This window comes from Kutzneria sp. CA-103260 (genome assembly GCF_018263855.1).
Taxonomy (GTDB): domain Bacteria; phylum Actinomycetota; class Actinomycetes; order Mycobacteriales; family Pseudonocardiaceae; genus Kutzneria.
In genome coordinates, this window is record NZ_CP073318.1 from 11,467,329 (window position 1) to 11,493,098 (window position 25,770).

Sequence of the window (25,770 nt, forward strand, 5' to 3'; positions counted from 1 at the left end):
CAACGCCGGTGAGGTGGTGCCGCACCAGCAGGTGGGTTTGACCCGATTCGACAGACTGATCAGTTCACGGGGTCCCGCCAGTGCCACTGGCCCGTGTGATGGCCAACCCGTCATTCTGCCGGTGGCTGAACGGGTTTTCTGTTCCAGCCTCTGCGGCGCGACCAGGTACGGGCCTTCGGCGGGCGCAGGTTCTGCCCGGCCTCGTCCTCGAAGACGATCCACGCCCCGGTCGACGCCGCTAGCCTCGTATCGTCGCCCAGGTGGTGGTCCGCCACGCGGTGACCTGCGGACTCCAACCCATCCAGTGCAGCAGGTAGGAGACGCCGCGCAGGGTATAGGACACATGGAACAACCGGCCGATCACCTGCGTGACGCGGGCCAGCTTGCAGCGTTGATCCTCATCCCAGCCTAGGCGGCGGGACCAGCGTCCAGCGCGGCGGCCAACCGGGCCTGCTGCGTCGGGCTGAGCCGGTAGGGGTCGCCGGCGGGACCGATCGAGGCCAGTGTGGTGGTCCCACCACGACGCTACCGACGGCGCCACTGTTAAGCGGATTTCGTGCTGACACGCAGGACTGTGGTCACCTGGACCGGTGGGACGTTCTGCTCGAACATTGCTGCGGCCTGCAAGCGGGTCTGTTCCCGGCGGGCCCGTCCCGAGGCGGTCAAGCCGCCGCCATCCGGGTACCTCACGATCTTGGTGTAGACCCGCCATGGGGAGAGAGCACGTCGACACGCCACACGTGATCAACCTCGCCGACAGACCTCGATATTTCAATCTCTGTAGCGGACCTACCACGCAAGAACTGCTGGACCATCGCCGTGCGACACTGGCCGCCGTCGCGGACCAGAGCGGGCCCGCCAGAGTCCATGTTGGTCGCGGCGACGCTGGCGTCGCGGCTGCCGATGCACAACTCCCCGCTCGGCGCGGCCGATGGACACGTCGAGATCGGTTGCACCACGGTGTCAGCCTCCCTCAACCGCGTGGGGAAACAGGCGGGATTCTTGATGTCGCCGCAAGTCATGCCCCAACCCATGATGCGGACGGGCGTGTTGTCCACCGGTGTGGTCGCGGCGATTCGCACAGGCTTGGCCCGAACCGGCGTACGCAGGTGCATCAGCGCGAGGTCCTTGCCCCACAACCCTCCAGGGTCGTGGTAGTTCGACAGGCGGTAGTAATGGTCGACCTCGGCGACCTCGCCTCCCGAGGTTGTGTCCAGTGACCCGATCCGGACCTTCCAGTCGCGCGGGACACCCACCCTCGCCCCAGTCGGGTTCTTGCCGGCGCAGTGGCTGGCGGTCAGCACCCACTGCGGTGCCAGCACCTCCACCCCGCACCCGTGATGGTCAGCGCGCGGCGGTGCGGGAAAGGACGGCTGGAACGAGCCCATGAACGAGTAGGCTCGGGTCGACTCGGTGCCTCCGACGATGGCCTGAGCCGCTGCTGTGCTCACCAGCGGTGCGGTCAGCGCGAGCGCGACACTGAGCAACAGAGAACGACTTCGCATGCGTCCCAACATGTCTGGGTGATGTCCGCGTAGCGCGACGCTTGTGTGACAGACCGGTGACAGTGAACGATTGCCAGGCTCGGCATGACGGTCACGCACGAATTTGCCGAGCGATCCTCGACATATCCCGTTCGCTTGCTCACAACGTCGTCGGTTCGCTGCGAGCGCAGCGGGCCGAACGGGACACCTCTCGCCGCAGCGCAGCACTGACTCGTCCCCAACAAGCCGAGTCAGCGCTGCGCTGCCTTCGTGACGACCACGTCGTTACCGCACTATGTCAGCGAACCCCGCGCGCCACTCGGGTCGGGGCGTCGACCGTATACGACGAAGCGACCACCACGTCGCCTTCCAGGCCTGACACGGTTGGAAGTCGATCATGTCCGAGGACGGGAACCGGGCCGGCGGAGTCAGGCAGTGGTCATGCCGACTGCGTGCGTGGGGTGATGACGGGCCAGTCGTTGTCGACCTTGGCCAGGACGTTGAAGTAGTTGGTCAGCACGTTCAGCGCGAGGTGGCCGACGACCTCGCCGATCTCGGCGTCGGTGGCGCCGGCGTCGCGGGCCGCCCGCAGAACGGCGTCGTCGACGTGGCCTCGGCCGCGCGCGATGGCGTCGGACAATGCCAGCAGCGCCGCGGTGTGCGGGTCGGAGGCCTTGGCATCACGGGCGGCCTCCAGTTCCTGGGCGTCGACCTTGGCGATGTTGCCGCCGATGAAGGTGTGCGCGGACAGGCAGTATTCGCAGCCGTTGTACTCGGCGGTGGCGATCGCGAGCCGCTCCCGGACGCCGGCCGGCAGCACCCCGCCGGCCAGGGCGCCGGACAGACCCAGGTAGCCCTGAAGCAGCACCGGGCTGTTGGCCATCACCTTGGTCATGTTCGGCGTGAGGCCCAGTGCCTTCTGGACCTCGGCCAGCAGGTTGGCGGCCGGCCCCTGCGCGCTGGCCGGGTCGACGGGGGTGAACGAGGTCATGACAGAGTACTCCTTCTAACGCTTGCAAGTTCTTATGACCGTTAGAACGATGGCATGTCTGATGGTCGGGTGTCAACGGCAAGTAGCCCCTTCAACCGTTAGAAGTGGTACCGTCGGGGCGTGGACACGAGTGCGCCGCTCCTGGGCGAACCGCTGCCGGTGGAGTTGATGAACACGATTTGGGCCGACCGTGACGGCGTGTACGACGCGCTCGATGAGCCTGCTGCCGCTACGGCTTGGCTACGTGCCATCGCACCCCGTGTTGGCCTGCCGTTCGTCGCCGCCCTCGACGGCCTGACGGCAGTAGACATCGCTCGCATCGCTAGGCAGCTGACTGCATTGCGCGATGCGCTGCGCCGACTTGCTGCGGAAGCCACCGACGACCCGCGGCCGGCAGCGGCTTCCGTGACGAGGGAGTTGCGCGATGCCGTCGGCACGGTCAATCGGGTCGCCGCGGTGGCACCGCGCTGGTCGGCCCTGATCTGGGAGTCGGGTGACACACCCACGCGTGTGTTTCGCGCCAGCGATCAGGCCGTCGCCACGATCTCGGCCATCGCGGACGAGGCGATCCATCTGTTCAGTGGGGACAGCCGGCTGCAGCTGCGTGCCTGCCTGGCCCCGGGTTGCGTATTGTACTTTTCCAAAGACCACCCCAGACGGGAGTGGTGCTCATCCGCGTGCGGCAACCGGGCGCGTGCCGCCAGGCACTACCAACGCCACCGCCCCGCTACGACCTGAGGCTCACGCCTTGTCCACATCGGACGGACAGTCCGCCGACCGGTTCAACAGCGTGACCGCCTCGGCGACCACCCGGTGTTCACGCTGATCCAGCTCGAGCCCCCAGGCGTGGCCGGGACGTACACCGCGAATGCCGGCTCAGCGAGCGTCTGCCTAGAACCAGCTGGGCCGGCGGGCGCGTGGAGGGCGTACGAGCGATGCTTGTACGCCAAACGGATGAACCTGGGTGTCATACATTGGCGCATGTATTGCGATCAACAAGTGCCGATGGAGAAGGCGTTCAAGGGGCCGAAGGTGATCCTGGACCGGATGGGCTCGTTCGACGTGCACCGGGTCGCCGAGGCCGATCCGGAGGAGTTCGCGGCCCTGGTGTCCACGCCGCCGGCGATCCACCGGTTCCCGGGTTCGATGGCCAAGCGGTTGCAGACGCTGGCCCAGTTCCTGGTGGAGCACTATGACGGCAAGGTTGAGTCGTTGTGGAAGCAGGGCAAGTCTGACGGTGCCGAGGTGCTCAGGCGGCTGACCGCCCTCCCCGGCTTCGGTGACCAGAAGGCGCGGATCTTCTTGGCGTTGTTGGGGAAGCAGATGGGCGTGAAGCCGGCTGGTTGGCGTGAGGCTGCCGGTGCGTATGGTGAGGAGGGCTCGCGGCGGAGTGTCGCCGATGTGGTGGACGCGAAGTCGTTGGGTGAGGTGCGGGCGTTCAAGAAGGCGGCGAAGGCGGCGGCCAAGGGCTGACGTCGGCAGGTCGGGCCGACGTCAGTATCACGGGCAGTCGGACGTAGCCGCTGTTGATCGCGCTGTGGGTCGCCCGTTCGAGTTGTTCGGGCGGAACAGCGAGTCTGGCGGTGGGGAAGGCGGCGGTCAGGTCGCGGAGGGCGATCTCCGTTTCGAGCCGGGCGAGGCGAGCGCCCGGGCAGTAGTGCAGGCCGTGGCCGAACGCCAGGTGGCCGCGTCCGGGGGCGCTGAGATTCAACCGGTGAGGTTGGGAGAAAACAGCTTCGTCGCGGTTGGCCGACGCGATGGAGATCAGCACGACCTCGCCCGCGTCGATCTCGACGCCGCCGTAGACGACGGGTTCGGTGGTCACTCGGTGCGTGGTGAGGCCGACCGGAGGGTCGAAGCGCAGCACCTCCTCGATCACGGTCGGGATCGAGGAGGGATCGCGGTGGATGGCCGCCCAGGCCGAGGGGTCGTCGAGCAGCCACCTCGCCGCGTTCGCGATCAGGTTCGTGGTCGTCTCGTGCCCGGCCACGACGAGCAGGAAGACCGTGGCGACCAGCTCCTCGGCGTTGAGCCGACCATCGAGCTGGCCCTGCACCAAGTACGAGAGCAGGTCCGTGTCGGGGCGCTTTCGCTTGCTGGCGAGCAGATCATCGACGTAGGCGCGCATGGCGGCCGAGGCCCTGCCCGCGACGGCTTGGTCATCTGCGATCAGGCCCGCCGTCCACTCCCGCAGCTGCCACCTGTCCTCCCCGGGCACCCCGAGCAATTCGGACATGACGCCGATCGGCAGCGGGAACGCGAACGAGTCGATGAGGTCCACCGCTGTGTCCCGCGGCAGCTGCGCTACCAGGGAGGCGCTGATCCGGTCGATTCCCGCACGCAGGTCGGCGACTCGGCCCGTCGTGACGTGCTCCGCCACGACGGACCGCAGGCGCTGGTGCGCCTCGCCGTCGCTGAACGCCATGTTGTTGCCCAGCAACGGATCCGGGGTGGTGTCCGCAGTTGCGTCGATGAGTCCGCTGGCGGCGAGCTGGGCACTCATGACCTGGTGCAACAAGGTCGCGTCCTTGCTCAGCCGTGGGTCCTTCAACGCCTCGCGGGCCTCCCGATGTCGAAGGACGACCCACACCCGCACTCCGCCGGCCCACGTGGACCGGACGACCGCGGCCGCCTGGCGGTGAGCCGCCAGCGCCGGCCAATCGTGTGCCCCCAGTCGGGCGACGTCCCCAGCGAGCATGCCGACCCCTCCCCACAAGCAGATCACCCTCAGTGTGGCAGTGGGCGAGCACGTTGTGGGGACGAAAACCCAGGCGCCCCAGCGGAAGTCAGTGCAGGGTGGCGAGGGCGGCCGGGGTGAAGCGGGTGATCTCGGATTCGCGGCCGTCGATGACCTTGGCGGTCCACTCGGGGTCGGCCAGCAGCGAGCGTCCGACGGCGATCATGTCGAACTCGTCGGCTTCGAGGCGGTCCAGCAGGCCCTCGATGGTGGTGGCGCCGGCGTCGGCGCCGCCGAGGCTGGCGGTGAACTCGACGTCGAGGCCCACCGAGCCGACCGAGATGGCGGGCTTGCCGGTCAGCTTCTTGGCCCAGCCGGCGAGGTTGAGGTCCGAGCCGTCGAACGCCGGCTGCCAGTAGCGGCGGGTGGAGGCGTGGAAGGCGTCCGCGCCGGCGTCGGTGAGCGCGCCGAGGATGACGTCGAATTCCTCAGGGGTCTGGGCGATGCGGGCGCCGAAGTCGTTCTGCTTCCACTGCGACAGGCGTACGACGATCGGGAGGCCGGTGGGAACCGCGGCGCGGACGCCGGCGACGACCTCCGCGGCGAACCGGGTCCGGGAGCGCAGGTCGCCGCCGTAGGCGTCGGTGCGGCGATTGGTTGCCGCCCAGAGGAACTGGTCGATCAGATAGCCGTGTGCGCCATGCAGCTCGATTCCGTCGAACCCATGTGCCGCGGCGGCCGACGCGGCGTCGGCGAATGCCTGCACCACTTGGTCGATGTCCTGCTGCGACATGGTTCGCCCAGGTCCGGCACTGGGGTCGAGCGGCACGCCGGAGGGGCCGATGGGCGGCGTCTCCGGGTTCGGCGGCTCGCCGGGCTTGCGTGCCATCCCGACGTGCTGGAGCTGCGAGAAGATCAACCCGCCGGCCGCGTGGACGGCGTCGGTGACCTTGGCCCAGCCCGCCAGTGCCGCGTCGCCGTATATGTGCGAGACGGCGTCGTGCTGGCCGGCGGCGGGATGGCCGATGTAGGTCGCTTCGGTGATGACCAGTCCGGTGCCGCCGGCGGCCCGCCGCGCGTAGTAGGCGGCGGTGTCGGCTCCCGGCACACCGCCGGGGGAGTGGGCGCGCGTCATGGGAGCCATGGCGACGCGGTTGGGCAGGGTGAGTCCGCCCAGGGTGAGTGGACGGGACAGAGCTCGGGCGGCGCGGGTGGACACGGGAATCGATCTCCTTCAGTCGGTGCGCAGCCAGGCTAAAATCTCACGTGGACGTGAGGTTCAACCTTCTGTGCGGCACGTCACTGCGGAGGTTCGATGCGAATCGGCGAGCTGGCGGCGAAGGCCGGCGTGAGTGTCCGCGCCCTGCGGTACTACGAGGAGCAGGGTCTGCTCGTGCCCAAGCGAACCGCGGGTGGTCAGCGGGACTACCCGGCCGACAGCGCGGACTGGGTCTGGCTGATCCAGCAGTTCTTCGCCGCGGGCCTGTCGAGCACGTCGATACTGGCGATCATGCCCAGCGTCGAGCGGGGCGAAGCCGCCCCGGAGGCCTTGGCCTTGCTGGCCAAGGAACGTGACCGCATCGACCGGCGTGCTCGCGAACTGCTCGACGCGCGGGACCGGCTCGACGCCATCCTCAACACGGCCGTCAGCGGTGCCTGCGTGGGGCATCGGGCTCAGGAGACCATCGACGTCTCCTGAGCTACGCGCGGTTGCTCGTGGTCGCGCTCGTCATGCGACGAGCAAGCCGATGCCCAGGGACACGACGCCCAGGCCCAAGGCCAGCGCGCCCAGCCACACCAGCCAGATCAGGCGGTTCGGCTTGGTGATCTCGCCGCGTCCCATGGAGGAGAAGAAGAATCCGGCGGAGATCAGCGCGGCGGAGGCGGGGACGCCGAGTCGGGCGACCCAGCCCCATACCCCGTCCAGGCCTGCGGCGTCGGCCAGCACCAGCGTCACCAGGCTCAGGGTGACCAGCACGCCGGCGTGCGCGTGGCCGGCGCGGGCGAACGCCTTCTGGAAGTCGGTCATGGGCACGGCGCCGCGGACGATCTGCGTCATGAACCAGCCGCCGAACTCGATCCCCACGATCGTCAGCAGCGCGACCCCCGCGATGTAGCGCGAGGCCGCCGTGAGCTCCAAGGTGTGCAAGCCTACCTCCCTTTGGGAACGCCGTTATAAAACACCGTTTCGGACGGGCTGTCAAGACGTCGCGGCGAGGTGAAAGACGCCCTGGTATGGCGGCGGGTGACCGCGTCATGCGGCCGTTGGTTGTCGTCGGGTTCCCCCTTGGCGACCGTCGTGCTACGCCATGTGGTCGACCAGGCACGGATTGGGATCCGCTCGCGTGGCGGCTTGACGGTCGGAGCCGGTGGGGCGGTGCTCGATTCCGGCGACGGTGCCGCGGGCGCTGTGCTGCGCGGATGGGGTCGTTGTGGCCGGTTCGGCCCGGATGACCGCGACTAGGCCAGTCGGGTGAATCGAGAATCGGTCGTATTTTTCGCGGATGGGGGGTGATCTGAACCTACGACAGCAACGCATCGGCGTCAGTGCCGCGTGTCGGGTTCGGCGAAGGAGTGAGATGGCAACGAAGGTGGCGGTAGTCGGCGCCGGAATCGCGGGACTGTCCGCCGCGTACCATCTGTGTCCCGAGGCCGACGTGGTGCTTTACGACGCGGACGACCGGGTGGGCGGCCACGCCAATACCGTCGAAGTTGTCGACGGGGATCGGGTGATCGGGCTCGACACCGCCTTCATCGTGTACAACGAACCCCACTATCCCCGGCTCGCGGAGTTCTTTCGGACGCTCGACGTGCCGACCCTGGACCACGAGGGCGGCTTCCTGTTCTTCGACGTCTCGCGGCGGCGACACTTCACGTCGGAGGATCTGGAACTCCCGGAATCGGCGGTGCTCGCCGAGCATGACGCCGAGTTCCACGGGATCTGGCGGGAGGCGGCCAGGTTCGAGCGGGAGGCGCCGCGCGACTTCATCCGCGGCCGGGCGCGGATGCCGCTCGGTGATTATCTGGACAGTTGTGGATACAGTGCGGAGTTCAGGCGCAACTTCCTGGTGTTGGTGGCCACGGCGGCCTGGTCGATTCCGCCCCGTGAGGTGTGGCGGATGAGCGCCAGCACGGTCATGGCCTTTTTCATGGCGCACGGCCTCGCCGGGCTCAGCGGGCGTCGGGTGGCCTGGCGGACCGTGCTCGGTGGCAGCGTCTCCTACCTGTGGAAAGTGGGCGAACACCTGCGGTCGCACGGGACCGAGCTCCGGCTCGGCGAACCGGTGGTCGGCGTCCGGGAAATGGGCGACCGGGCCACGGTGACCACGGCTGGCGGCACACGCGAGTTCGACTACGTGGTGGTGGCCACCCATGCGGACACTACGAAGGAGTTGCTCGGTGGCGTCCAGCGAAAGCATGATTTCCTGGACAGCATCCGATACACTCCCACTCGCGCCGTGCTCCATACCGACAGTTCGGTGCTGACCCCGCCGAAACAGTGCTGGCGTAGCTGGAACTACGCGCGCGTCGGTGACGGGGACGACTTCAGCACGTACGCCACCTACTACCTCAACCGGCTGCACCGGCTGGATTCGGAAAAGGACTACTTTCTCACCCTCGAACCGCCGGCGAGCCTGCGCGACGAGGAGATCATCAAGGACATCGGCTATCGGCACCCGGTGCTGGAGCAGCATGTGCGGGACCTGCAGCCGATGATCTACAAGGTGAACGACTCCGGGCGGATCAAACTGTGCGGCTCGTATTTCCATTCCCGGAAGATGGGGTTCGACATCGTCGGCCTGCACGAATCCGCCTACGACTCGGGCCTGGCGGCCGCCGAGTGCGTCCGTCGTGAGGTGCGACGCGAGTTCACCACTGCCGGTGTGAATTCTGGTTCTTGAGACGGCATCACCTGGAGGAGCCGAAATGAAAGCCGAACTGACCGTGGACGCTGTGCGGGACTGGCTGGTTGAGCAGGTGGCGACCCGGCTCGGCGTCCCCCCGGCGGAACTCGACACCAGCCGGTACTTCGACGAGTTCGGACTGGAGTCGACCGAGGCGCTGGTGCTGGCCGGCGAACTCGAGCGGTGGCTGGGCATGGAGGTGGAGACCACCGCCGTGTGGTACCACCCGACCATTCCCGACCTGGCCGGATACATCGCCGAGAAGGCCGGAGAGCGCTCGTGACGGAGGTTTCGCTGAAACCGGCGGCCGCGGCGTTCGAGCCGGCGCCGGCGTGCCTGGTCGTCATGCACCCGGGGGCGATCGCGCTCGACAGCTACGAGCCGCTGCGCGCCCGCCTGGCCGCCAGGTTCTCGACGATCGTCTTCGACATCCAGAAGGTCCCCGAGTACCGCGAGTCCGTGATCACCGGATCGGCCGTGGACGTCTCGCTGGCCGAGATCGCGCTGCGGTTCAAGGAACGCAGCCTGCACGAGGTGGCCGACGTCCCCTACGCGGTTCTCGGCTGGTCGTTCGGCGGTGTGGTGGCGTGCGCCCTCGCCGAGGCGATGCCCGCGGACCGAAAGCCGCGCGGTGTCTTCGTGCTCGACACGATCGCCCCGGGAAACGGCTCGTCGTTCGGCGACACGCTGCCCGACCGCGAGGCGCTGGACTGGTTCGCGATGTACTTCGGCGCCAACCGCGGGCGTGACCTGAAACTGAGCCCGGCCGACTTCACCGGCGTCAGCCTGGAGGACGGGCTCGGCCTGGTGCTGGACCGGTCCATCGCCACCGGGGCGCTGACGCCCGGCACGACGGTGCACGGCCTGCGCAAGGTCTTCACCGCGTTCGTCGACGGAATGCGGCGCAACAAGCAGCTGCACGACGCCTATCACCCGGATCGCTTCCAGGTGCCGATCACGTTGGTCCGGCCGAGCCGTGGGCTGTTCGACGAGCTGGCCTCGCTCGGTTGGGACGAGGTCGCCAAGGACGAGATCCACACCCTGCACTGCGGCGGCGACCACTACACGATGCTGCGCGACGAGCAGTCGGTGGAGGCCATCGCCCGCGCCGTGGAGGCGACGGTGCTGGGCGGATGACGAACGTTGGGGGGACGATGAACGGCAGGACGGATGTCGCCGCGTTCCTGCTCGACATGGAGCGCGCGTTCGGGGAACCGATGACCGGGACCGGCGAGCTCTGCTTCGAGCGGGCGCTGGCCCGCGACGACAACGAGGAATACCCCGAGCGGGCGCTGGAAGCGTTGCGCCGGTTCGGGATCGCCGAACACGGGGTGCCGGCCGGGCACGGCGGCCGGGCGGTGGACATCGTGGACAGCCTGGAGATATTCCGGGCGCTGTCCCGGCGCGACGCCACCCTCGCGACCTCCCTGGCCACGACCAGCCTCGGCTACATGCCGGTGTGGATCGCCGGCACCGACGAGCAGCGGACCCGGTACGCCAAGGCGGTGCTGGCCGGCTCGCAACTGGCCTGGGCGCTGTCGGAACGCGACCACGGCAGCGACATCATGGCCACCGAGACCACGGCCCGCCGAGTTCCCGGCGGTTTCCTTTTGTCCGGCGAGAAATGGCCGATCGGCAACTCCGCGCGCGGGGACCACGCGGCGGTCTTCGCCCGCACCGGCGAGCGTCCGGGCCCGGCGGCGTTCTCCGTCCTGATGGTGGATCTGCGGTCGCCCGCGGTGCGACCGCTGCCCCGGGAACGGTTTCACGGCGTGCGGGCGATCGACAACGGCGGGCTGCGGTTCGACGACTGTTTCGTGCCGGACGAGGACCTGATCGGCGCGGTGGGCCACGGGCTGGAGATCGCTCTGCGCGCCGCGTATCCGGCGCGGGTGCTGGCCACGTCGGTCGCGCTGGGATGCGTGGACACCGGGCTCCGGCTGGTGGTCCGGTTCTGCCTGGAACGCCGGATATTCGGCCGGATCCTGATGGAGAACGCTTACACAGCAAGGGATATGGCGGGCAGCTTCGCCAATTTGCTCGCCGCGGACGCCGTCGCGGTCAGCGCCGCGCGCACCCTACAGGTCGCGCCGCGCCGGGCCAGCCTGGTGTCCTCGGTGACGAAGTTCTTTGTCCCCACGGTGTTGGAACGAACGATGAGCCGGCTGGCCACCGTGCTGGGCGCCCGCCACTTCATGCGGTCGGCCGGCGAGTACGGCATGTTCCACAAGTCCGCGCGCGACCTGTGGATCTCGCATTTCGCCGAGGGCAACCACGTGGTGAACTTGAAGAACATCGCGCTGCAACTGGAGACGCTGCTGACCGACCGCGACGGCGATCAAACCATTGCGGACCAGGTATTCTCGCTCGACCGGCCGCTGCCGCCGTTCCAGCCCTGGCTGTTCGATCTCCAGGCCCGGGGCGCCGATGACGCGGTGGCCAACGCGCCGGAGGCAGCGGAACGGTTACGCGCGCGAGCACCGGAGCCGTGGTTGGCCGAGCTCGTCGACGCCGCGTCCCGCCTGCCCGTGGAGCGTGAGCGGCTGCGGGCCGAACTCGCTGATCTCCGAGCTGCCCGGGGCAGTGGATACCTTCAGGCGAACGCGTTGTACGACCTGGCGGAACGGTACTGCCGGCTGCACGTCGCCGGGTGTGTGGTCCAGTTCGCCGCCCGCCCCGTCGCGGACGGCCCGCTGAACAGTCCCGCGGTGGCCCTCGCCTGCCTGGGTCGGTTGCTCGGCTTGCCGGTGTTGGACAACGAGGCTCTGGTCGGTGCGGTGAACGCGGTGCTGACGCGGATGTACTGCGAGGGCCGGCTTTTCTCGATGCGTGAGTATCCGGTCGCCGAGTCGTTGGCGGTGTCGGCATGACCCACCTGGCCCGCCGACTGTGGCGTGCACTGGAGACCTGTCACGCGGTCACCTACTTCACCGCCGAGGCGCGGGCCGAGTTCACCGACTGCGGCCTGCGCGGGAATGTGATGGCCTACATCGCCGGCCGCGCCGCGCCGCTCGGCGCGGTGGGACCGGAGCCGGTCGCCGCCGGGCTCTACAACATGAACCTGGCCATGATCAAGCGAGTGGTGCCGCGGGCGTGGGACTGCGCGCGGCCCGAGCGGGTTCTCCAGGCACGCGAACTTGGTGCGGCGAGGGCGTTGAAACGGGCCTTCGGCGACCAGCCGGTGGCCGAGGCCGCCGAACTGCTGCGTGAATCGCTACGGGCGCTGCGACCGTACGGGCGACCGATGTACGCGGCCAACGCGGAACTGCCCTGGCCAACTGATCCCGTGGCAAGCCTCTGGCACGGTGCGACGCTGCTGCGTGAACACCGTGGCGACGGGCATGCCGCCGTGCTGCTCGCCGAGGAAGTGGACGGCTGCGCGGCGCACATGCTGGCCATTGCCGCCGGTGGGTTGGAGGAGGGGTGGGTCAGCTACCGCGGCTGGGACACCGAGGACTGCGCGCAGGCTCGGGATCGGTTGCGCGACCGCGGCTGGCTGACCGGTGACACTCGAGCCGTTGGCGACACAGAGATTCGCGGCGAGCGGCCGAAGCGGGACAGACGCGTTCTGACCCCGGCCGGCCAGGCCGCGCACGACCGGATCGAGGCGGCGACCGATCGGCTCGCCTCAGCTCCATGGACCGCCGAGGGACAAGCCGCCGGCACCCGGCTGCTGGCACTGGTCGAGCCGCTCGCCGCGCGGGTGACCGCCACCGGCGAGCTGCCCGATCCGTACCCGCCGATCGGGTAGATCATCGAAAGCTGTTTGACAGCAAGAGAAAACGTGACGCGGGCGGCCTGTGGCGCCGACGCGGTGTGGACGGGACGTTCTTTTGATGGCTGACGAAACGACATCTACTGACGGACTCGGCGCGAACCCGGTGGCGATTGTCGGGCTCGGCGCGTTGTACCCGCGTTCCCCGGATGTTCGCGAGTACTGGCGGAACATCGTCGACGGGGTCGACTGCATCGAGGACGTGCCCGAGACGCACTGGCGGATCGAGGACTACTACGACCCCGATCCGTCCACTCCGGACAAGACCTATGTCCGGCGCGGCGGCTTCCTACCCACCGTCGACTTCAACCCGCTGGAGTACGGCCTGCCGCCGAACACCATCGAGGTGACCGACGTCCTGCAGCTGCTCAGCCTCATGGTCGCCAAGCAGACCCTGCACGACGCCGGCGTGCTGGACAAGGCGGGCGGCTGGCCGGCGCGCACCGGCGTGGTGCTCGGCGTCACCGGCGCCAACTCGCTCACCCAGCCGCTGGCCACCCGGCTCCAGACACCGGTGCTCAAGGACGTGGTCCGCAGCTACGGACTGTCCGATGTGGACGCCGAGGAGATCGCCGACCGGTTCCGCGCGGCTTTCGCACCGTGGGAGGAGAACTCCTTTCCCGGGATGTTGGGCAATGTGGTGGCGGGCCGCATCGCGAATCGGTTCGACCTCGGTGGCATGAACTGCACGGTGGACGCGGCCTGCGCCAGTTCCCTGGCCGCCGTCCGGATGGCTGTCTCCGAACTGGTGTCCGGCCGGGCCGACCTGATGCTCACCGGCGGTTGCGACGCCGAGAACACCATCCTGATGTACCTGTGCTTCTCCAAGACCCCGGCCTTCTCGCGGACCGAGGTCATCCGCCCCTTCGACGCCAACAGCGACGGCACGCTGATCGGTGAGGGCCTGGGCATGTTGGCGCTCAAGCGGCTCGCTGACGCCGAACGCGACGGCGACCGGATATACGCGGTCCTGCGCGGGATCGGCTCGTCCAGCGACGGCCGGTTCAAGAGCATCTACGCACCACGCAAGGAAGGCCAGGTCACCGCGCTGCGCCGGGCCTACGCCGACGCGGGTTTCGGCCCGGAACAGGTGGGCCTGGTCGAGTGCCACGGCACCGGCACGGCGGTCGGCGACCTCACCGAGCTGACCGCGCTCGGTGAGCTGTACGCCGACGCCGACCGCGGGCAGGTGTGCGTGGGCAGCGTCAAATCCCAGATCGGCCACACCAAGGCGGCCGCCGGCGCGGCCGGGCTGATCAAGATGGCCCTCGCGCTGCACGACCGGGTGCTGCCGCCCACCATCAACGTCCGGGAGCCGGCGCGGGCGTTCGACGAGTCGCCGTTTCACCTCAGCGGCAAGGCCCGGCCGTGGATCGCCGACCCGGATCGTCCGGTGCGACGGGCTGCGGTGTCCTCTTTCGGCTTCGGTGGCACCAACTTCCACTGTGTGCTGGAGGAGTACCCAGCGGCGGCGGACCGGCCGGTCTTCGCCCCGGCCGCCGAGGTGCGGATGTGGTCGGGCGAGAACGTCGCCGCGCTGATCACGGCCATGGAACGCGACCCGGACGGCGTCGAGCCGACCGGCGACACCCCGTCCGGGCACGCGCGGGTGGCGGTGGTCGGCGGTACTGCCGAGGAACTTGCCGAGGCGCGCGAGTTGGCGCTCGACCGACTTCGCAAGGATCCGGACGCCTCCGCGTTCTCGTTGCGCGGCAAAGACATCTGGTATCGCAGCGAAGCTGTTCCTGAGGCCAAGGTGGCCGCCTTGTTCGCCGGGCAGGGCAGCCAGTATGTCGGGATGGGGGCCCGGGCCGCGATCTGCGTGCCGCACGTGCGGGCCGCTTTCGACCAGGCGGCAACGGCTTTCGGTGGCGTCGAAGCGCTGGGCCGGGTGATCTTCCCATCGGACGCCTTCGATGACGCCACGCGCCAGGCCCAGGAGGAGGCGTTGCGCCGCACCGACCACGCCCAGCCCGCGATCGGTGCGCTGGCCGCCGGCCAGTACCGCTACCTGGCCGAGCTCGGACTGCGGCCGGAGGCTGGGCTCGGGCACAGTTTCGGTGAGTTGACCGCGCTGTGGGCGGCCGGCAGCCTGTCCGACCAGGAGTTGGTGGCGCTGGCCCGAGTGCGTGGGCAGGCGATGGCGGCGACCCCGACGGACGGCGATCCGGGAGCCATGGCCGCCGTCCGGGGCACGTGTGAGGACGTCCAGCAGTTGCTGGCCGATCGAGACGGGCTGTGGATCTGCAACGTCAACGCGCCCGGCCAGACCGTGGTCGGTGGCGGCACCGCGGCGGTCGAGCAGTTGGTCGCCGACTGCGCGGCCCGGGGCATCCATGCCCGCCGGTTGCCGGTGGCGGCTGCGTTCCACACGCCGCACGTGGCGCATGCCGTGCCGGCCTTCCGCACCGCGGTGGACGGTGTTTCCCTTGGTGCGCCGCAGTTCTCGGTTCTGGCCAACACGCCTGGCGCCGAGTACGGCGACGACCCGGTGGCCAACCGGGAGGTGCTGACCAACCAGCTGGTCAATCCCGTGCACTTCGGTCCCCGGGTCGAACAGCTGTACCGCGACGGCTGCCGGATCTTCGTCGAGTTCGGGCCGAAGGCGGTGCTGTCCGGTCTGGTGCGCGACGTGTTGCGCGGCCACGACGACGTGGCCGTGGTCGCCACCGACGCCGGACCGGACCGGGACGGCGACCGCTCCCTCAAACAGGCCGTTGCCCAGCTTGTCGTGCTCGGTGTCCCGCTCGCCGGTTGCCACCGGTTCCGGGCCGTCGACGCACCGATGCCCACGCGGAAAGGAATGACGATCCCCTTGAACGGTGTGAACCATGTGTCCGAGCAGCGACGCGAGGCGTATCGGCAGGCCCTGGCCCAAGGCGCCCCGGCCACCGGCAACGGCTCTGGGAACGGCTCGATGAACGGCACTGCCCCGCACTCCGGCAACGGTGCCGCCCAGTACCCGGCGAACGGCGTCGCCCCACACACGGGGAACGGGGTCGCCGCGTACACGGGGAACGGCGTCGAGCCGCACTCCGGGAACGGCCACCACACCCCGGCCGCCGCGGCCGATCGACCGGACACCTTCCCGGGCGGCATGCTCGCGGTCGAGCACCTGGCCATGCACCGCGACTATCTGGCCGGGCAGACCGGCATCGCCGAGCGGCTGAGTCGACTGCTGGAGAACGAGTCGACGCGATCGGCGATGCGCGACGAGGTGATCACCGGGATCTCCGCGCTGGCCCAGCACAACGTGGCCATCGCCCACAGCCACGCGCAGGCCAGCGAGGTAGTGCGCGGATTCGCCCAGCTGGCCGGTGGCATCGCTCCGCCGGCGAACGGGTTCCACGTGCCCGCAACACGTATGCCCGAACTGGCCCCGCCGCCGAGGGAACCGGCCGCGCTCACGGCGGCGCAGCCGGCGATCGCAGTCCCGCCGCCAGCACCGGTCGAGGACTTCGCGCCGGCCCCGACGCCGCCCGCGCCGGTTCAGTCTGCGCCGGTTCAGCCCGTGCCGGTCGACTCCGGACCGGCCATGGCGGCCCCGGCCCAGCCCGAATCCGCCGCCGGCCAGGACGTGTCGACCGCGCTGCTGCGGGTGGTCTCCGAGAAGACCGGCTATCCGGTGGACATGCTGGAGACGTCCATGGACATGGAGGCGGATCTGGGCATCGACTCGATCAAGCGGATCGAGATCATGGGCGGGGTGCAGCAGCTTTTCCCGGACGCGCCCGCACCGGAACCGGAGCGACTGGCCGAGCTGCGCACCCTGGACGACGTCATCGGCTTCATCGGCGGTGAGGTCGCCGCCCCAAAAAGCTGAGCGCTGACCAGGAACGCCGGCAGGTCGGGCTGGTCCCGCTGCCGAGCCCGACCGTGGCCGCCGAGTGTTATCGGGGCCACCGGTCGGCGTTCCTGGCCGGCGACACCGAGCTGGCCCGCGCCCTGGCCACCCGGCTGGCCGCGGACGGCTGGACCGTGCACCACGGCGAGCTGCCGCCCGAGCTCGATCTGGCGATCTGGTTCGCCGACGAGACCGGCGGCGTGGAAGCCGCGCTGCGCGAGGCATTGCTGTTGGCCGGCCGCGTGCAGGACCGACTGCGGGCTGCCGCGTCGGTCGGTCGGGCCGCGTTTCTCACCGTGACCCGCCTCGACGGCCAGCTGGGTCTCGCGGGCACTGCTGACATCGACCGCGCGGTGCTGGGCGGGCTTCCTGGTTTGGTGAAGACGCTCGCCCTGGAAGCACCGGAGGTGTTCTGCCGCGCGGTCGATCTGGAACCCGCGCTGGACGATGCGCGCGGGGCCGAACTGCTGCTGGCCGAACTGTCCGATGTAGACGGCAAGCACCAGCAGATCGGCCACCGCGTGGACGGAACCCGGTGCACGATCGCCCTCCGCGACACGCCCGACCCGGCGCTGCCCGGGATTCTCGGTGTCCCGGAGCCGGGGCCGGACGATCTACTCCTGGTCACCGGCGGCGCTCGCGGCATCACCGCGGCCTGCGCCGTCGGCCTGGCGCGGCGGTACCGGTGCGGGTTGGTGCTGCTTGGTCGGACCCAACCTGCGGACGAACCCTCGTGGGCCGAGGGCGTTGCGACCGAGCAACTGCGCGCGGCCGCCGCGACGTGGTTACGGGCCAAGGGCGAGAAGCCGGTGCCCCGGCAGGTCGCGGCGATGGAGCGCGAACTGGTTGGCGCACGCGAGATCCGCGAGACCCTGCGGGCGATCACCGAGGCCGGCGGGCGAGCCGAGTACGTCACGGTGGACATCACCGACCCTGAAGCCACCAAGGTTGCGCTGCGGCCGTATCGAGACCGCGTCACCGGCCTGGTGCACGGCGCGGGTCTGCTGGCCGACGGGCTGATCACCGCCAAGCAGGCTGCCGACGTGGACCGAGTGCTGGCGGTGAAGATCGCCGGTCTGCGCAACGTCCGCACCGTGGTGCCGGCCGAGCAACTGCGGCATGTGCTGCTGTTCTCCTCGGTGGCCGGGTTGTTCGGCAACGTCGGGCAGTCCGACTACGCGATGGCCAACGAAGCCCTGAACCGGGTGGCCTGCAGCCTGCGCGCACGCCGCCCGGCCACCCGGATCACCGCGGTGAACTGGGGCGCCTGGGCCGGGGGCATGGTCACCCCGGAACTGGCCCGGATGTTCGCCGAACGCGGCGTGCCGCTGCTGGAAGTACCGGAGGGCGTGCGGTACTTCGTCGAGCAGTTCGCTGCGGAACGAGGCGCGGACACGGTCTGCATGGTCGGGCCGTCCACGCCGCTGTCCGGCCCACCACCGGCCGAAATGCGCCTGTCCACGGCCTCACTGGCGTCCGACCCGGTGATCGCCCAGCACGCGATCGGTGGCGCGCCGGTGTTGCCGCTGACCGCCGCGATCGGCCTGGCACTGTCGGCCGTACGGGGATTCACAGCCGGCCGGGTGACCGATGTCGCCGTGCGCAAAGGCCTGGTATTCGACGGATCCCACCCCGCAGAGCTCCGGATCGCTGTCACCCCAGGGGAAACCGGGCAGCTGGTGGACATTCGAGACGACCGGGACCGGCCAAGGTACACGATGACCGTGGCCGGTCCCGGTGACCAGCCCTTGCCAGCGCTGGCCGTGCCATCCGGCGAGAGCACACCGGCACAGTGCTACCAGGACGGCACGCTGTTCCACGGTCCAGCGTTCCGCGGCATCCGCGAGGTTCACGACGACGGCGCACGGCTGCTGCTCGGTTGCCGACTGCCGGCGGGGGAGTTTGCCGGCGGTGCCTGCCAGGTACCTGGCTACGACCCGGTGCTGGCCGACGTGCTGCTACAGGCGGTCCTGGTCTGGGCCCGTCAACAAAAGCAGGTCGCAGTGCTGCCGGTCGCCGTCGCGGAGATCGACCTGCGCACGCCGCTGCCCGCCGACGAGCCGTTCCTGGTCGAGGTGTGCGGGGACGACGACGCGTCGGGGCGACTGGTCTGCACGGTGACCGCGTACGGTCCGGACGGCCGCGCGCTGTGCCGTTTCCGGGGCGTCGAGGCCGTCGCGGTCCCCGGGCTCGCCGAGAAGTTCCAAGCCACACAACCGGTTCCAGGGGGGAAGAACGGCGATGGTTGATCGGCGGATAGCGGTGGTGGGCATGGCCTGCCTGCTGCCCGGCGCACAGCACCCGGACCAGTTCTGGGACGGCCTGCTGGCCGGCGCCGACCACCGCACGCTGGGTGGTCACGCGGAGTTCGGCACCGGCCCCGAGGTGCCCGGCGGGTGGGGCGACCCGGAGCACCACATCAGCTCCACCCGAGGCGGATTCGTCACCGAGCCGGCGCTGGACCTGTCCGGACTGGCGCTGCCGGAGTCCACATTGGATGGTTTGGACCCGGTGTTCCGCTGGACATTGCACACTGCCCGGGGCGCGTTGCGGGACGCCGGGCTGACCGGTGCCGCACTGGCGCGCACCGGCCTGGTCATGGGCAACTACTCGTTCCCCACCCGGTCCTCGGTGCGGCTGTGCGCGCCGATGGCCCACAGGGCGGTGAGCGACGGGCTGGCCCGACTGGGCATTGTCGACTCGCCGGGCAACGCGTCCGAGCCCGAGCCCGACGCGCTGAACCTGTGGCCGTTCGGCCAGCCACCGGCGGTCGCGGCCACCGCGCTGCGCCTCGGCGGCCCGTACCTGGCCCTCGACGCCGCCTGTTCCTCGGCCCTGTACAGCGTGGCCCTGGCCCGGGACTACCTGCTGACCGGCCGCGCCGACGCGATGCTGGCCGGCGCGGTGTGCGCACCGGACCCGCTGTTGATCCAGCTCGCTTTCTCCGATCTGCGGGCCTACTCGCCGGACGGCGTCAGCCAGCCCTTCGACGCGCGCACCACCGGCATCGTGACCGGGCAGGGCGCCGGCATGTTCGTGCTCAAGCGGTATTCGGACGCGGTCCGTGACGGCGACGTGATCCACGCGGTGATCGAGTCCGTCGGCCTGTCCAACGACGGAGCCGGGCGGCATGTGCTGGCGCCGAACCAGGAGGGCCAGGTCGCGGCGTATCGCCAGGCGTACCAGGACATCGACCCGGAGACCGTGCACTACGTGGAGTGCCACGCGACCGGCACCCCGCTCGGGGACGGCACCGAACTTCGTGGCCTACAGGCGTTCTTCGGCACTCCGCCCGCGCTCGGTTCGGTGAAGGGCAACGTCGGCCACCTGCTCACCGTCGCGGGATTCGCCAGCATGCTCAAGACGGTGCTGGCGATGCGGCACGGGATCCTGCCCGCGACGCCGGGCATTGCCGAGCTGGTGCGTCCGGTGGACGGCGAGGCGGCCGCCACCCGCGTGGTGCGCGAAAGCCAGCCGTGGCCGGTGGAATCCGGCACACGCCGGGCCGGGGTGTCCGCGTTCGGGTTCGGCGGTACCAACGCGCACATCGTCCTGTCCAACGCGGCTACTGCGGACCAACCCGACCACGACGACTTCCCGGAGCCGCCTCGGCTGGCCGTGACCGGGGTCGGCGCGCTCGTCGGATCTGCAGGCAACGCGGCCGCCCTACAGTCCCATCTCCGCACCGGTGCCTCGCTGCTCGCCGAGCTGCCGGCCGCGCGCTGGTACGGCTTGGACCAGCCGGCCGCTGACCGGACTGCGCCGCGAGGCGGGTACCTGACCGACATCCCCACCCACCCTCGGACCCACCGCATCCCGCCCAACGAACTCGCCCAGTTCAACCCGCAGCATCTCGCCCTGTTCGAGGTCGTGGAGCAGGCCCTCGCCGACGCCGGTTTCGCAACGCCCCCAACCGGAACCAGGGCCACCGAAATGCCGTCCCGCCGGGTCGCCGTGGTGCTGGCGATGGAACTGGAACCCCGGTCGCACACCCACCGCATCCGGTTCGACATCGGCACGCACGTTCGCGAAGAGCTGGCGCGCACCGGCGTCCGATACGACGAGGAGCAGGTGGCGGCCGTCGAGGCGGCGGTGCGGGGCGCGGTGCACGATCCGGTCGGCGCCAACGAAGTGCTCAGCTACATCGGCAACATCATGGCCAGCCGGGTCAGCGCCGCGCACAACTTCACCGGGCCGTCCTTCACTCTCGCCGCCGACGCCACCGCCGGGGCACGCGCACTGGAAGTGGCCCAGCTGCTGCTGCTCGACCCCACTGTGGAGGCGGTCGTGGTCGGCGGCGTGGATCTCGCAGCAGGCGCGGAGAACACCCGTGCCACCGCGCGACTTGCCGCTGAGATGCCTCCCCTGGGCGACGGCGCTGCGGCGCTCATCCTCACCAGGGCGGACACCGCCGTCCAGCCCTACGCGGTGCTGGACGCCGTGCAGGTGACTCGCGGTGAGGCCCCCGACCTGCTGAGCACGTGCGCAGCGGAAGCATTGCGAGCTGCTGGGCGAACCACCGAGGACGTGGCCTACCTTGTGCTCGGCGGTGCCACAGCAGCCGAGCGCCACGCCGAGGTCGCAGCGCTCGGCCCGGCGCACCCGGAGGGATCGGACCCGTTCCGCTGCGCGCTGGGCGGTCTGGCACCAACGGTCGGCGCGACCGGGGCCGCCGCGCCACTGCTGTCCTTGGTGCACGCGGTGCTCACCGTGCACGAGCGCGAACTGCCGGCTGCCCCGTCGGACCTGCTCGCGAACGGCGTGCTGGCCGAGTCGGGTTTCACGGAACTCGACCGGCCCCAACCATGGTTGACACCCCGCCGCGAAGCGCCGCGAACCGCGATGGTGTCGGTGCCCGGAGACCACGCCGTAGCGCAGATTGTGGTCAGCTCGCCGCGGTTGCCACGACCCAGCCCGGCCGTCGACTGGGTCGGCGGTCCCGGACTGCTGCTGCTCCCACTGTCCGCTGTGGACGGTCCGACGCTGGTTGCCGCCGTGCGGGACACGCGGGAGCGCCTGGCCGACGGCGCGGATCCGCTGGCCCTGGTGCGGCAGGCCGTGGCCGCGCCGAGGGCGAAGTACACCGCGGTGTTCGTCGCGGCCGACCAGGACGGCCTGCTCGGCGAACTCGGCGCGGCGGAACGGGATCTGCGCGAAGTCATCGCCACGGGTGGCGAATGGGCCACGCCGGCCGGCAGCTACTGCACCGGCGCGCCGATCGGACCCGACGGGCGGGTGGCGTTCGTCTACCCCGGAGCCTTCACCACCTATCCCGGCGTGGGGCGCGAGCTGTTCCGGCTGTTTCCCGCGCTGCTGGACGGATTCGAGGCGGAAAGCGACCGGCCGGCGGAGCGGTTCAAGGTGCGCACAGTGCATCCACGCGGCCGGCTGGACAAGCGGGATCTGATGCGGCACGAGGCCCGGATGCTCGATGACGTGCCGTTCATGCTGGCCGCCGGCACCAACCACGCGGTCCTGCACACCCGTCTGCTGCGTGACCTGCTGGGCGTCAAACCGGATGGCGCGTTCGGCTACAGCCTGGGGGAGAGCAGCATGCTGTTCGCCACCGGGATGTGGGACGAGCTGGCCCGCGAGGACGGGATTCTCGCCGCGTCACCCCTGTTCCAGCATCGTCTGCGCGGGCGGCAGACCCTGGTCCGCGAGGCCTGGCGGCTGCCGGACGAGCTTCCGGACGACCAGGTCTGGACCACCCAGCTGCTGTTGGCCGAACCGGACCAGGTACGCGCCGCGATGCACGATCTGGACCGGGTGTACCTCACCCACGTCAACACACCGCGCGAGGTGGTCGTCGCGGGTGACCCCGGCCAGGTCCGGCGGCTGGTGGCCGAGCTCGGCGCCGCGGCGGCGAGGACGCCGGCGAACCAGGTGATGCACTGCGCGCTGGTCGAGCCGGAGCACCCGGCGCTGGCCGCGCTCAACGACTATCCGCTCGGCGGCCGGCAGGGCCGGATGGAGCTGTTCTCGGCGTACGACTACGACACGATCGACGTGTCGGACCGCGGCGCGCTGGCCGAGCGGATCGCCAGCACGCTGTGCCGCACAGTCGATTTCGCCCGGCTGGTCGACGTCGCCTACGAGCGTGGCTACCGGTACTTCGTCGAAGTCGGTCCTGGCGGGACCTGTTCGCGTTGGGTCGCCGACACCCTGGCGGACCGGCCGCACGCCGCGGTCACGGTCGACCGCCGTGGCGCGTCGACCGCCGCGTCGGTGAGCCGCGCCCTCGCCACCCTCGTCAGCCACGGGGTCCCGGTCGACTTGTCCGTGTTGTTCCCTGCCACCAACGGGGATTCGCCCGCACTGCCGTCGACGGTCACCTGCGGTGGCGAGTCGTTGGTGAACCGGGTGGTGGCCCGGGTTGCGGCCGTGTGGCCCGGACCTGATCGATCGGCCGCCTCGCCGCCGGAAGACGAGGTGACCAGTGAGCTGGACGCGGTCGTGGTGTCCGGCAAACCATTCGTCTATGTGCCAGCCGTCCAGCCGGTCGCTCGGCCCACGGCGGTGGCTCACCCCGAGCCACCGGTTCGGACTTCGGTCGCGGTTGGGCCGCCTCCGTTGCGAGCCGTGCTGGACGAAATGGGCGCTGCGGTCGCGGCGGCCCACCGTGCCGCGCTACACGCCCAACATGCCTTGGCGGACAGCGCCTTACGCGAACTGGAACGCCCGGACCCAGCCCCCGGCCGCCCACTGCTGACCGAGCAGGACCTGCTGGAGTTCGCCAGCGGCCGGGTCGAGCCGGTGTTCGGACCAGCCTTCGCGGAGATCGACTCGTATCCCCGGCGATGCCGGCTGCCGGCACCGCCGTACCACTTCGTCAGCCGGGTCACCAAGCTGGAGGCGGAGACCGGGCGCTTCGAGCCCTGTGGCATCACCACCGAGTACGACGTGCCTACTAGCGCCTGGTACACGGTCGACGGGCTGGTGCCGTGCGCGGTCACCATCGAGGCCGGGCAGTGCGACATGCTCCTGATCAGCTACCTCGGCGTCGACTTCCACACTCGCGGGCAGCGCGTCTACCGGCTGCTGGACAGCAGGCTCGTCTTCCGGGGCGGACTGCCCCGGGAGGGCCAGACTCTGCGCTACGACATACGGATCGACCGCTTCGTGTGGCAGGGCGACAGTCTGCTGTTCTTCTTCAACTACCGCTGTTACGCCGACGACGAGCTGATCCTCGAACTGCTGGACGCCTGCGCCGGGTTCTTCACCACGGCGGAGCTGGTCGAGTCGCGTGGCGTGGTCCGCGGCCAAGCCGACGAACGCCGGCGCGCGGCGATGAAACCCAGCTGGTTCAAGCCGCTAGCCCGCACCGACCGGACGTCGCTGACGGCGGAGGACCTGGAGGCGCTTGGCGCGGGCCAGCCGGAGCGGGTGTTCGGTCCGGCCTGGGACCAGTCCGCGGACGGCTGCAACCGTTCCCTCCGGCTGCCGGATCCCATGCTGCGCATGGTGGACGAGGTCACCGCCATCGACCGGCTCGGCGGGCCGCGACGGCTCGGCGCGCTGTCCGCGGTGAAGCGACTGGACCCGCAGGGCTGGTACTTCCGGTGCCACTTCCCCGGTGATCCGGTGCTGGCCGGTTCGCTGGTCGCGGAGGGCGCGGTGCAGCTGCTACAGATCTACGCGCTGTATCTCGGCATGCACTTCGTGCTGCCGGACGCCGAGTTCCAGTCCGTGCCCGGCCTCCGGACCGAAGTCAAGGTGCGCGGCCAGATCACGCCGGACACGCCCTCGATCCGCTACGAGGTCGACATCATCGAGCTGACCATGCTGCCCCGGCCGACGGTGATCGCCGACATCCTGGTGTACGACGGCGACAAGCCGATCGTGTCGATGACCAACTTCGGCATCCAGGTGCGGGAGCGCCCGGGCACGCCCTACCGGCCGATGGCCGGGGGGATGCCGGAGTTCCTGGGCCGGCGCAACGCGTCCGGCGAGGCGGCCTTCATCAACGAGCTGCACCTCGCGCACGCGGCCAAGGGCGACCTGGAAACGGCGATGGGCAGCGAGTTCGCGATCTACGCCGGGCGGCGCGCGCCCTACATTCCCAACGGGGACTTCCGTTTCGTCGACCGGATCATGCACCTGGGCGGAATCCGAGGAGTGCTCGCTCCCGGCGCGACCATGGTCACCGAATACGACTCGCCGCCGGAAGCCTGGTACTACACGGAGAACGGCGCTCCGACCGTGCCCAACTGCGTGGTCATGGAAAGCTCGCTGCAGGCGGCGATCCTGCTCGGCTACTACCTCGGCGCCACGCTCCAGAGTCCGGATGACGAGCTGGCCATCCGCAACCTGGACGGCTCGGCGCGGTTCCTCCGGCACGTCGACCTGCGCGGCCGGACCATCCGCCAGGAGACGGAACTGTTGGCCAGCGAGGAGGTTCCCGGGGCGATCCTGCAACGGTTCCGCTACGAGCTGGCCGCGGACGGCGAACCCTTCTACACGGGCGAGTCCCTGTTCGGCTACTTCACCGACGCCGCGCTGGCCAGCCAGATCGGGCTGGACGCGGGCCGGCACGTGCCGCCGTGGTTGCACACCGCCGCCCCGGCCAACGCCGTCTCGCGCAAATTGTCCGGCGAAGGATGGCCAAACCCGGCCACCGGGCCACGGATCGGCACCGGTCACCTCCAGGTCGTCGGCGACATCACCATGGTTCGCGACGGTGGTGTGCATGGCACCGGCTATGTGCACGGCCGCCGTGAGGTCCGCGACGACGACTGGTACTTCGACTGTCACTTCCACCGCGACCCCGTGATGCCGGGGTCGCTCGGCGTCGAGGCGGTGGTGCAGGCGCTCCAGCTCTACGTCATCGAGCACGACCTGGCCGCCGGGATCCCCGGCGCGCGGTTCGTCGCGCCGCGCGGGGTCACGATGCGGTGGAAGTACCGCGGCCAGGTGCTGCGCGGCGACGGCGAGATCACCTTCGACGCGCACGTCAAGGAGGTTCGCCGGGACGCCGACCGGCTGGTCGTGATCGCCGACGCCAGCGTCTGGAAACCCGGACTGCGGATCTACGAGCTGACCGACGTCGCGGTGGAGGTCGTGCCGACGGAGGGACAACCGTGATGCCACCCCC

17 protein-coding genes are annotated in these 25,770 nt (G+C 69.9%); 11 read left to right on the forward strand and 6 right to left on the reverse strand.

Annotated elements, in window-relative coordinates; translation table 11 throughout:
- Positions 1-238 precede the first annotated feature (238 nt).
- The 3 genes from JJ691_RS53550 to JJ691_RS51385 all read right to left on the reverse strand — a co-directional run bounded on the left by JJ691_RS53550 (position 239) and on the right by JJ691_RS51385 (position 2,475).
- On the reverse strand, positions 239-712 hold the full coding sequence (locus JJ691_RS53550) for a helix-turn-helix domain-containing protein (protein ID WP_442912579.1): 474 nt from the start codon (positions 710-712) through the stop codon (positions 239-241).
- Positions 687-1,505, reverse strand: coding sequence for a S1 family peptidase (locus JJ691_RS51380; RefSeq protein ID WP_211766604.1), 819 nt, complete (start codon positions 1,503-1,505; stop codon positions 687-689). The genes JJ691_RS53550 and JJ691_RS51380 overlap by 26 nt, the downstream gene beginning before the upstream one ends.
- Positions 1,506-1,923: 418 nt before the next feature.
- The gene (locus tag JJ691_RS51385; protein WP_211766605.1) at positions 1,924-2,475 is read right to left on the reverse strand and encodes a carboxymuconolactone decarboxylase family protein; all 552 of its coding nucleotides are present in this window, start codon (positions 2,473-2,475) and stop codon (positions 1,924-1,926) included.
- Positions 2,476-2,595: 120 nt separating this feature from the next.
- On the opposite strand from JJ691_RS51385, the gene JJ691_RS51390 reads away from it, so the two are divergent.
- Positions 2,596-3,213 carry a CGNR zinc finger domain-containing protein gene (locus JJ691_RS51390; protein WP_249227581.1) on the forward strand — a complete coding sequence of 206 codons (618 nt, stop codon included), beginning with the start codon at positions 2,596-2,598 and terminating at the stop codon, positions 3,211-3,213.
- A gap of 216 nt (positions 3,214-3,429) precedes the next feature.
- Positions 3,430-3,948, forward strand: coding sequence for an HhH-GPD-type base excision DNA repair protein (locus tag JJ691_RS51395; RefSeq protein WP_249227582.1), 519 nt, complete (start codon positions 3,430-3,432; stop codon positions 3,946-3,948).
- Here JJ691_RS51395 and JJ691_RS51400 read toward each other — a convergent pair.
- Positions 3,914-5,173: a cytochrome P450 family protein gene (locus tag JJ691_RS51400; protein WP_211766606.1), complete on the reverse strand. Its 1,260-nt coding sequence runs from the start codon at positions 5,171-5,173 to the stop codon at positions 3,914-3,916. The two genes, JJ691_RS51395 and JJ691_RS51400, sit on opposite strands and share 35 nt — an antisense overlap.
- An 88-nt stretch (positions 5,174-5,261) precedes the next feature.
- Positions 5,262-6,371 carry an NADH:flavin oxidoreductase gene (locus JJ691_RS51405; protein WP_211766607.1) on the reverse strand — a complete coding sequence of 370 codons (1,110 nt, stop codon included), beginning with the start codon at positions 6,369-6,371 and terminating at the stop codon, positions 5,262-5,264.
- A gap of 96 nt (positions 6,372-6,467) precedes the next feature.
- Between JJ691_RS51405 and JJ691_RS51410 the strand changes: the two genes are divergently transcribed.
- Complete coding sequence (locus JJ691_RS51410; RefSeq protein ID WP_211766608.1) at positions 6,468-6,851, forward strand: MerR family transcriptional regulator; 384 nt, start codon at positions 6,468-6,470, stop codon at positions 6,849-6,851.
- Positions 6,852-6,881: 30 nt separating this feature from the next.
- Here JJ691_RS51410 and JJ691_RS51415 read toward each other — a convergent pair whose 3' ends face one another.
- Positions 6,882-7,301: a hypothetical protein gene (locus tag JJ691_RS51415; RefSeq protein ID WP_211766609.1), complete on the reverse strand. Its 420-nt coding sequence runs from the start codon at positions 7,299-7,301 to the stop codon at positions 6,882-6,884.
- 430 nt (positions 7,302-7,731) lie between these two features.
- Between JJ691_RS51415 and JJ691_RS51420 the strand changes: the two genes are divergently transcribed.
- The 8 genes from JJ691_RS51420 to JJ691_RS51455 all read left to right on the forward strand — a co-directional run bounded on the left by JJ691_RS51420 (position 7,732) and on the right by JJ691_RS51455 (position 25,760).
- Positions 7,732-9,054, forward strand: a complete 1,323-nt coding sequence (locus JJ691_RS51420) for an NAD(P)/FAD-dependent oxidoreductase (RefSeq protein WP_211766610.1) — start codon at positions 7,732-7,734, stop codon at positions 9,052-9,054.
- A gap of 25 nt (positions 9,055-9,079) precedes the next feature.
- Entirely contained in the window at positions 9,080-9,340 is a 261-nt protein-coding gene (locus JJ691_RS51425) for an acyl carrier protein (protein ID WP_211766611.1), read from the forward strand.
- Positions 9,337-10,194, forward strand: coding sequence for a thioesterase domain-containing protein (locus JJ691_RS51430; protein ID WP_211766612.1), 858 nt, complete (start codon positions 9,337-9,339; stop codon positions 10,192-10,194). Before JJ691_RS51425 ends, JJ691_RS51430 begins: the two co-directional genes overlap by 4 nt.
- Positions 10,191-11,927, forward strand: coding sequence for an acyl-CoA dehydrogenase family protein (locus JJ691_RS51435; protein WP_211766613.1), 1,737 nt, complete (start codon positions 10,191-10,193; stop codon positions 11,925-11,927). Before JJ691_RS51430 ends, JJ691_RS51435 begins: the two co-directional genes overlap by 4 nt.
- Entirely contained in the window at positions 11,924-12,808 is an 885-nt protein-coding gene (locus tag JJ691_RS51440; RefSeq protein WP_211766614.1) for an SCO6745 family protein, read from the forward strand. The genes JJ691_RS51435 and JJ691_RS51440 overlap by 4 nt, the downstream gene beginning before the upstream one ends.
- An 85-nt stretch (positions 12,809-12,893) precedes the next feature.
- Positions 12,894-16,655, forward strand: a complete 3,762-nt coding sequence (locus JJ691_RS51445) for a type I polyketide synthase (protein ID WP_211766615.1) — start codon at positions 12,894-12,896, stop codon at positions 16,653-16,655.
- Between the two features lie 53 nt (positions 16,656-16,708).
- Complete coding sequence (locus JJ691_RS51450; RefSeq protein WP_211766616.1) at positions 16,709-18,925, forward strand: SDR family NAD(P)-dependent oxidoreductase; 2,217 nt, start codon at positions 16,709-16,711, stop codon at positions 18,923-18,925.
- On the forward strand, positions 18,918-25,760 hold the full coding sequence (locus JJ691_RS51455; protein ID WP_211766617.1) for a polyketide synthase: 6,843 nt from the start codon (positions 18,918-18,920) through the stop codon (positions 25,758-25,760). Before JJ691_RS51450 ends, JJ691_RS51455 begins: the two co-directional genes overlap by 8 nt.
- The last annotated feature ends 10 nt before the right edge of the window (positions 25,761-25,770 follow it).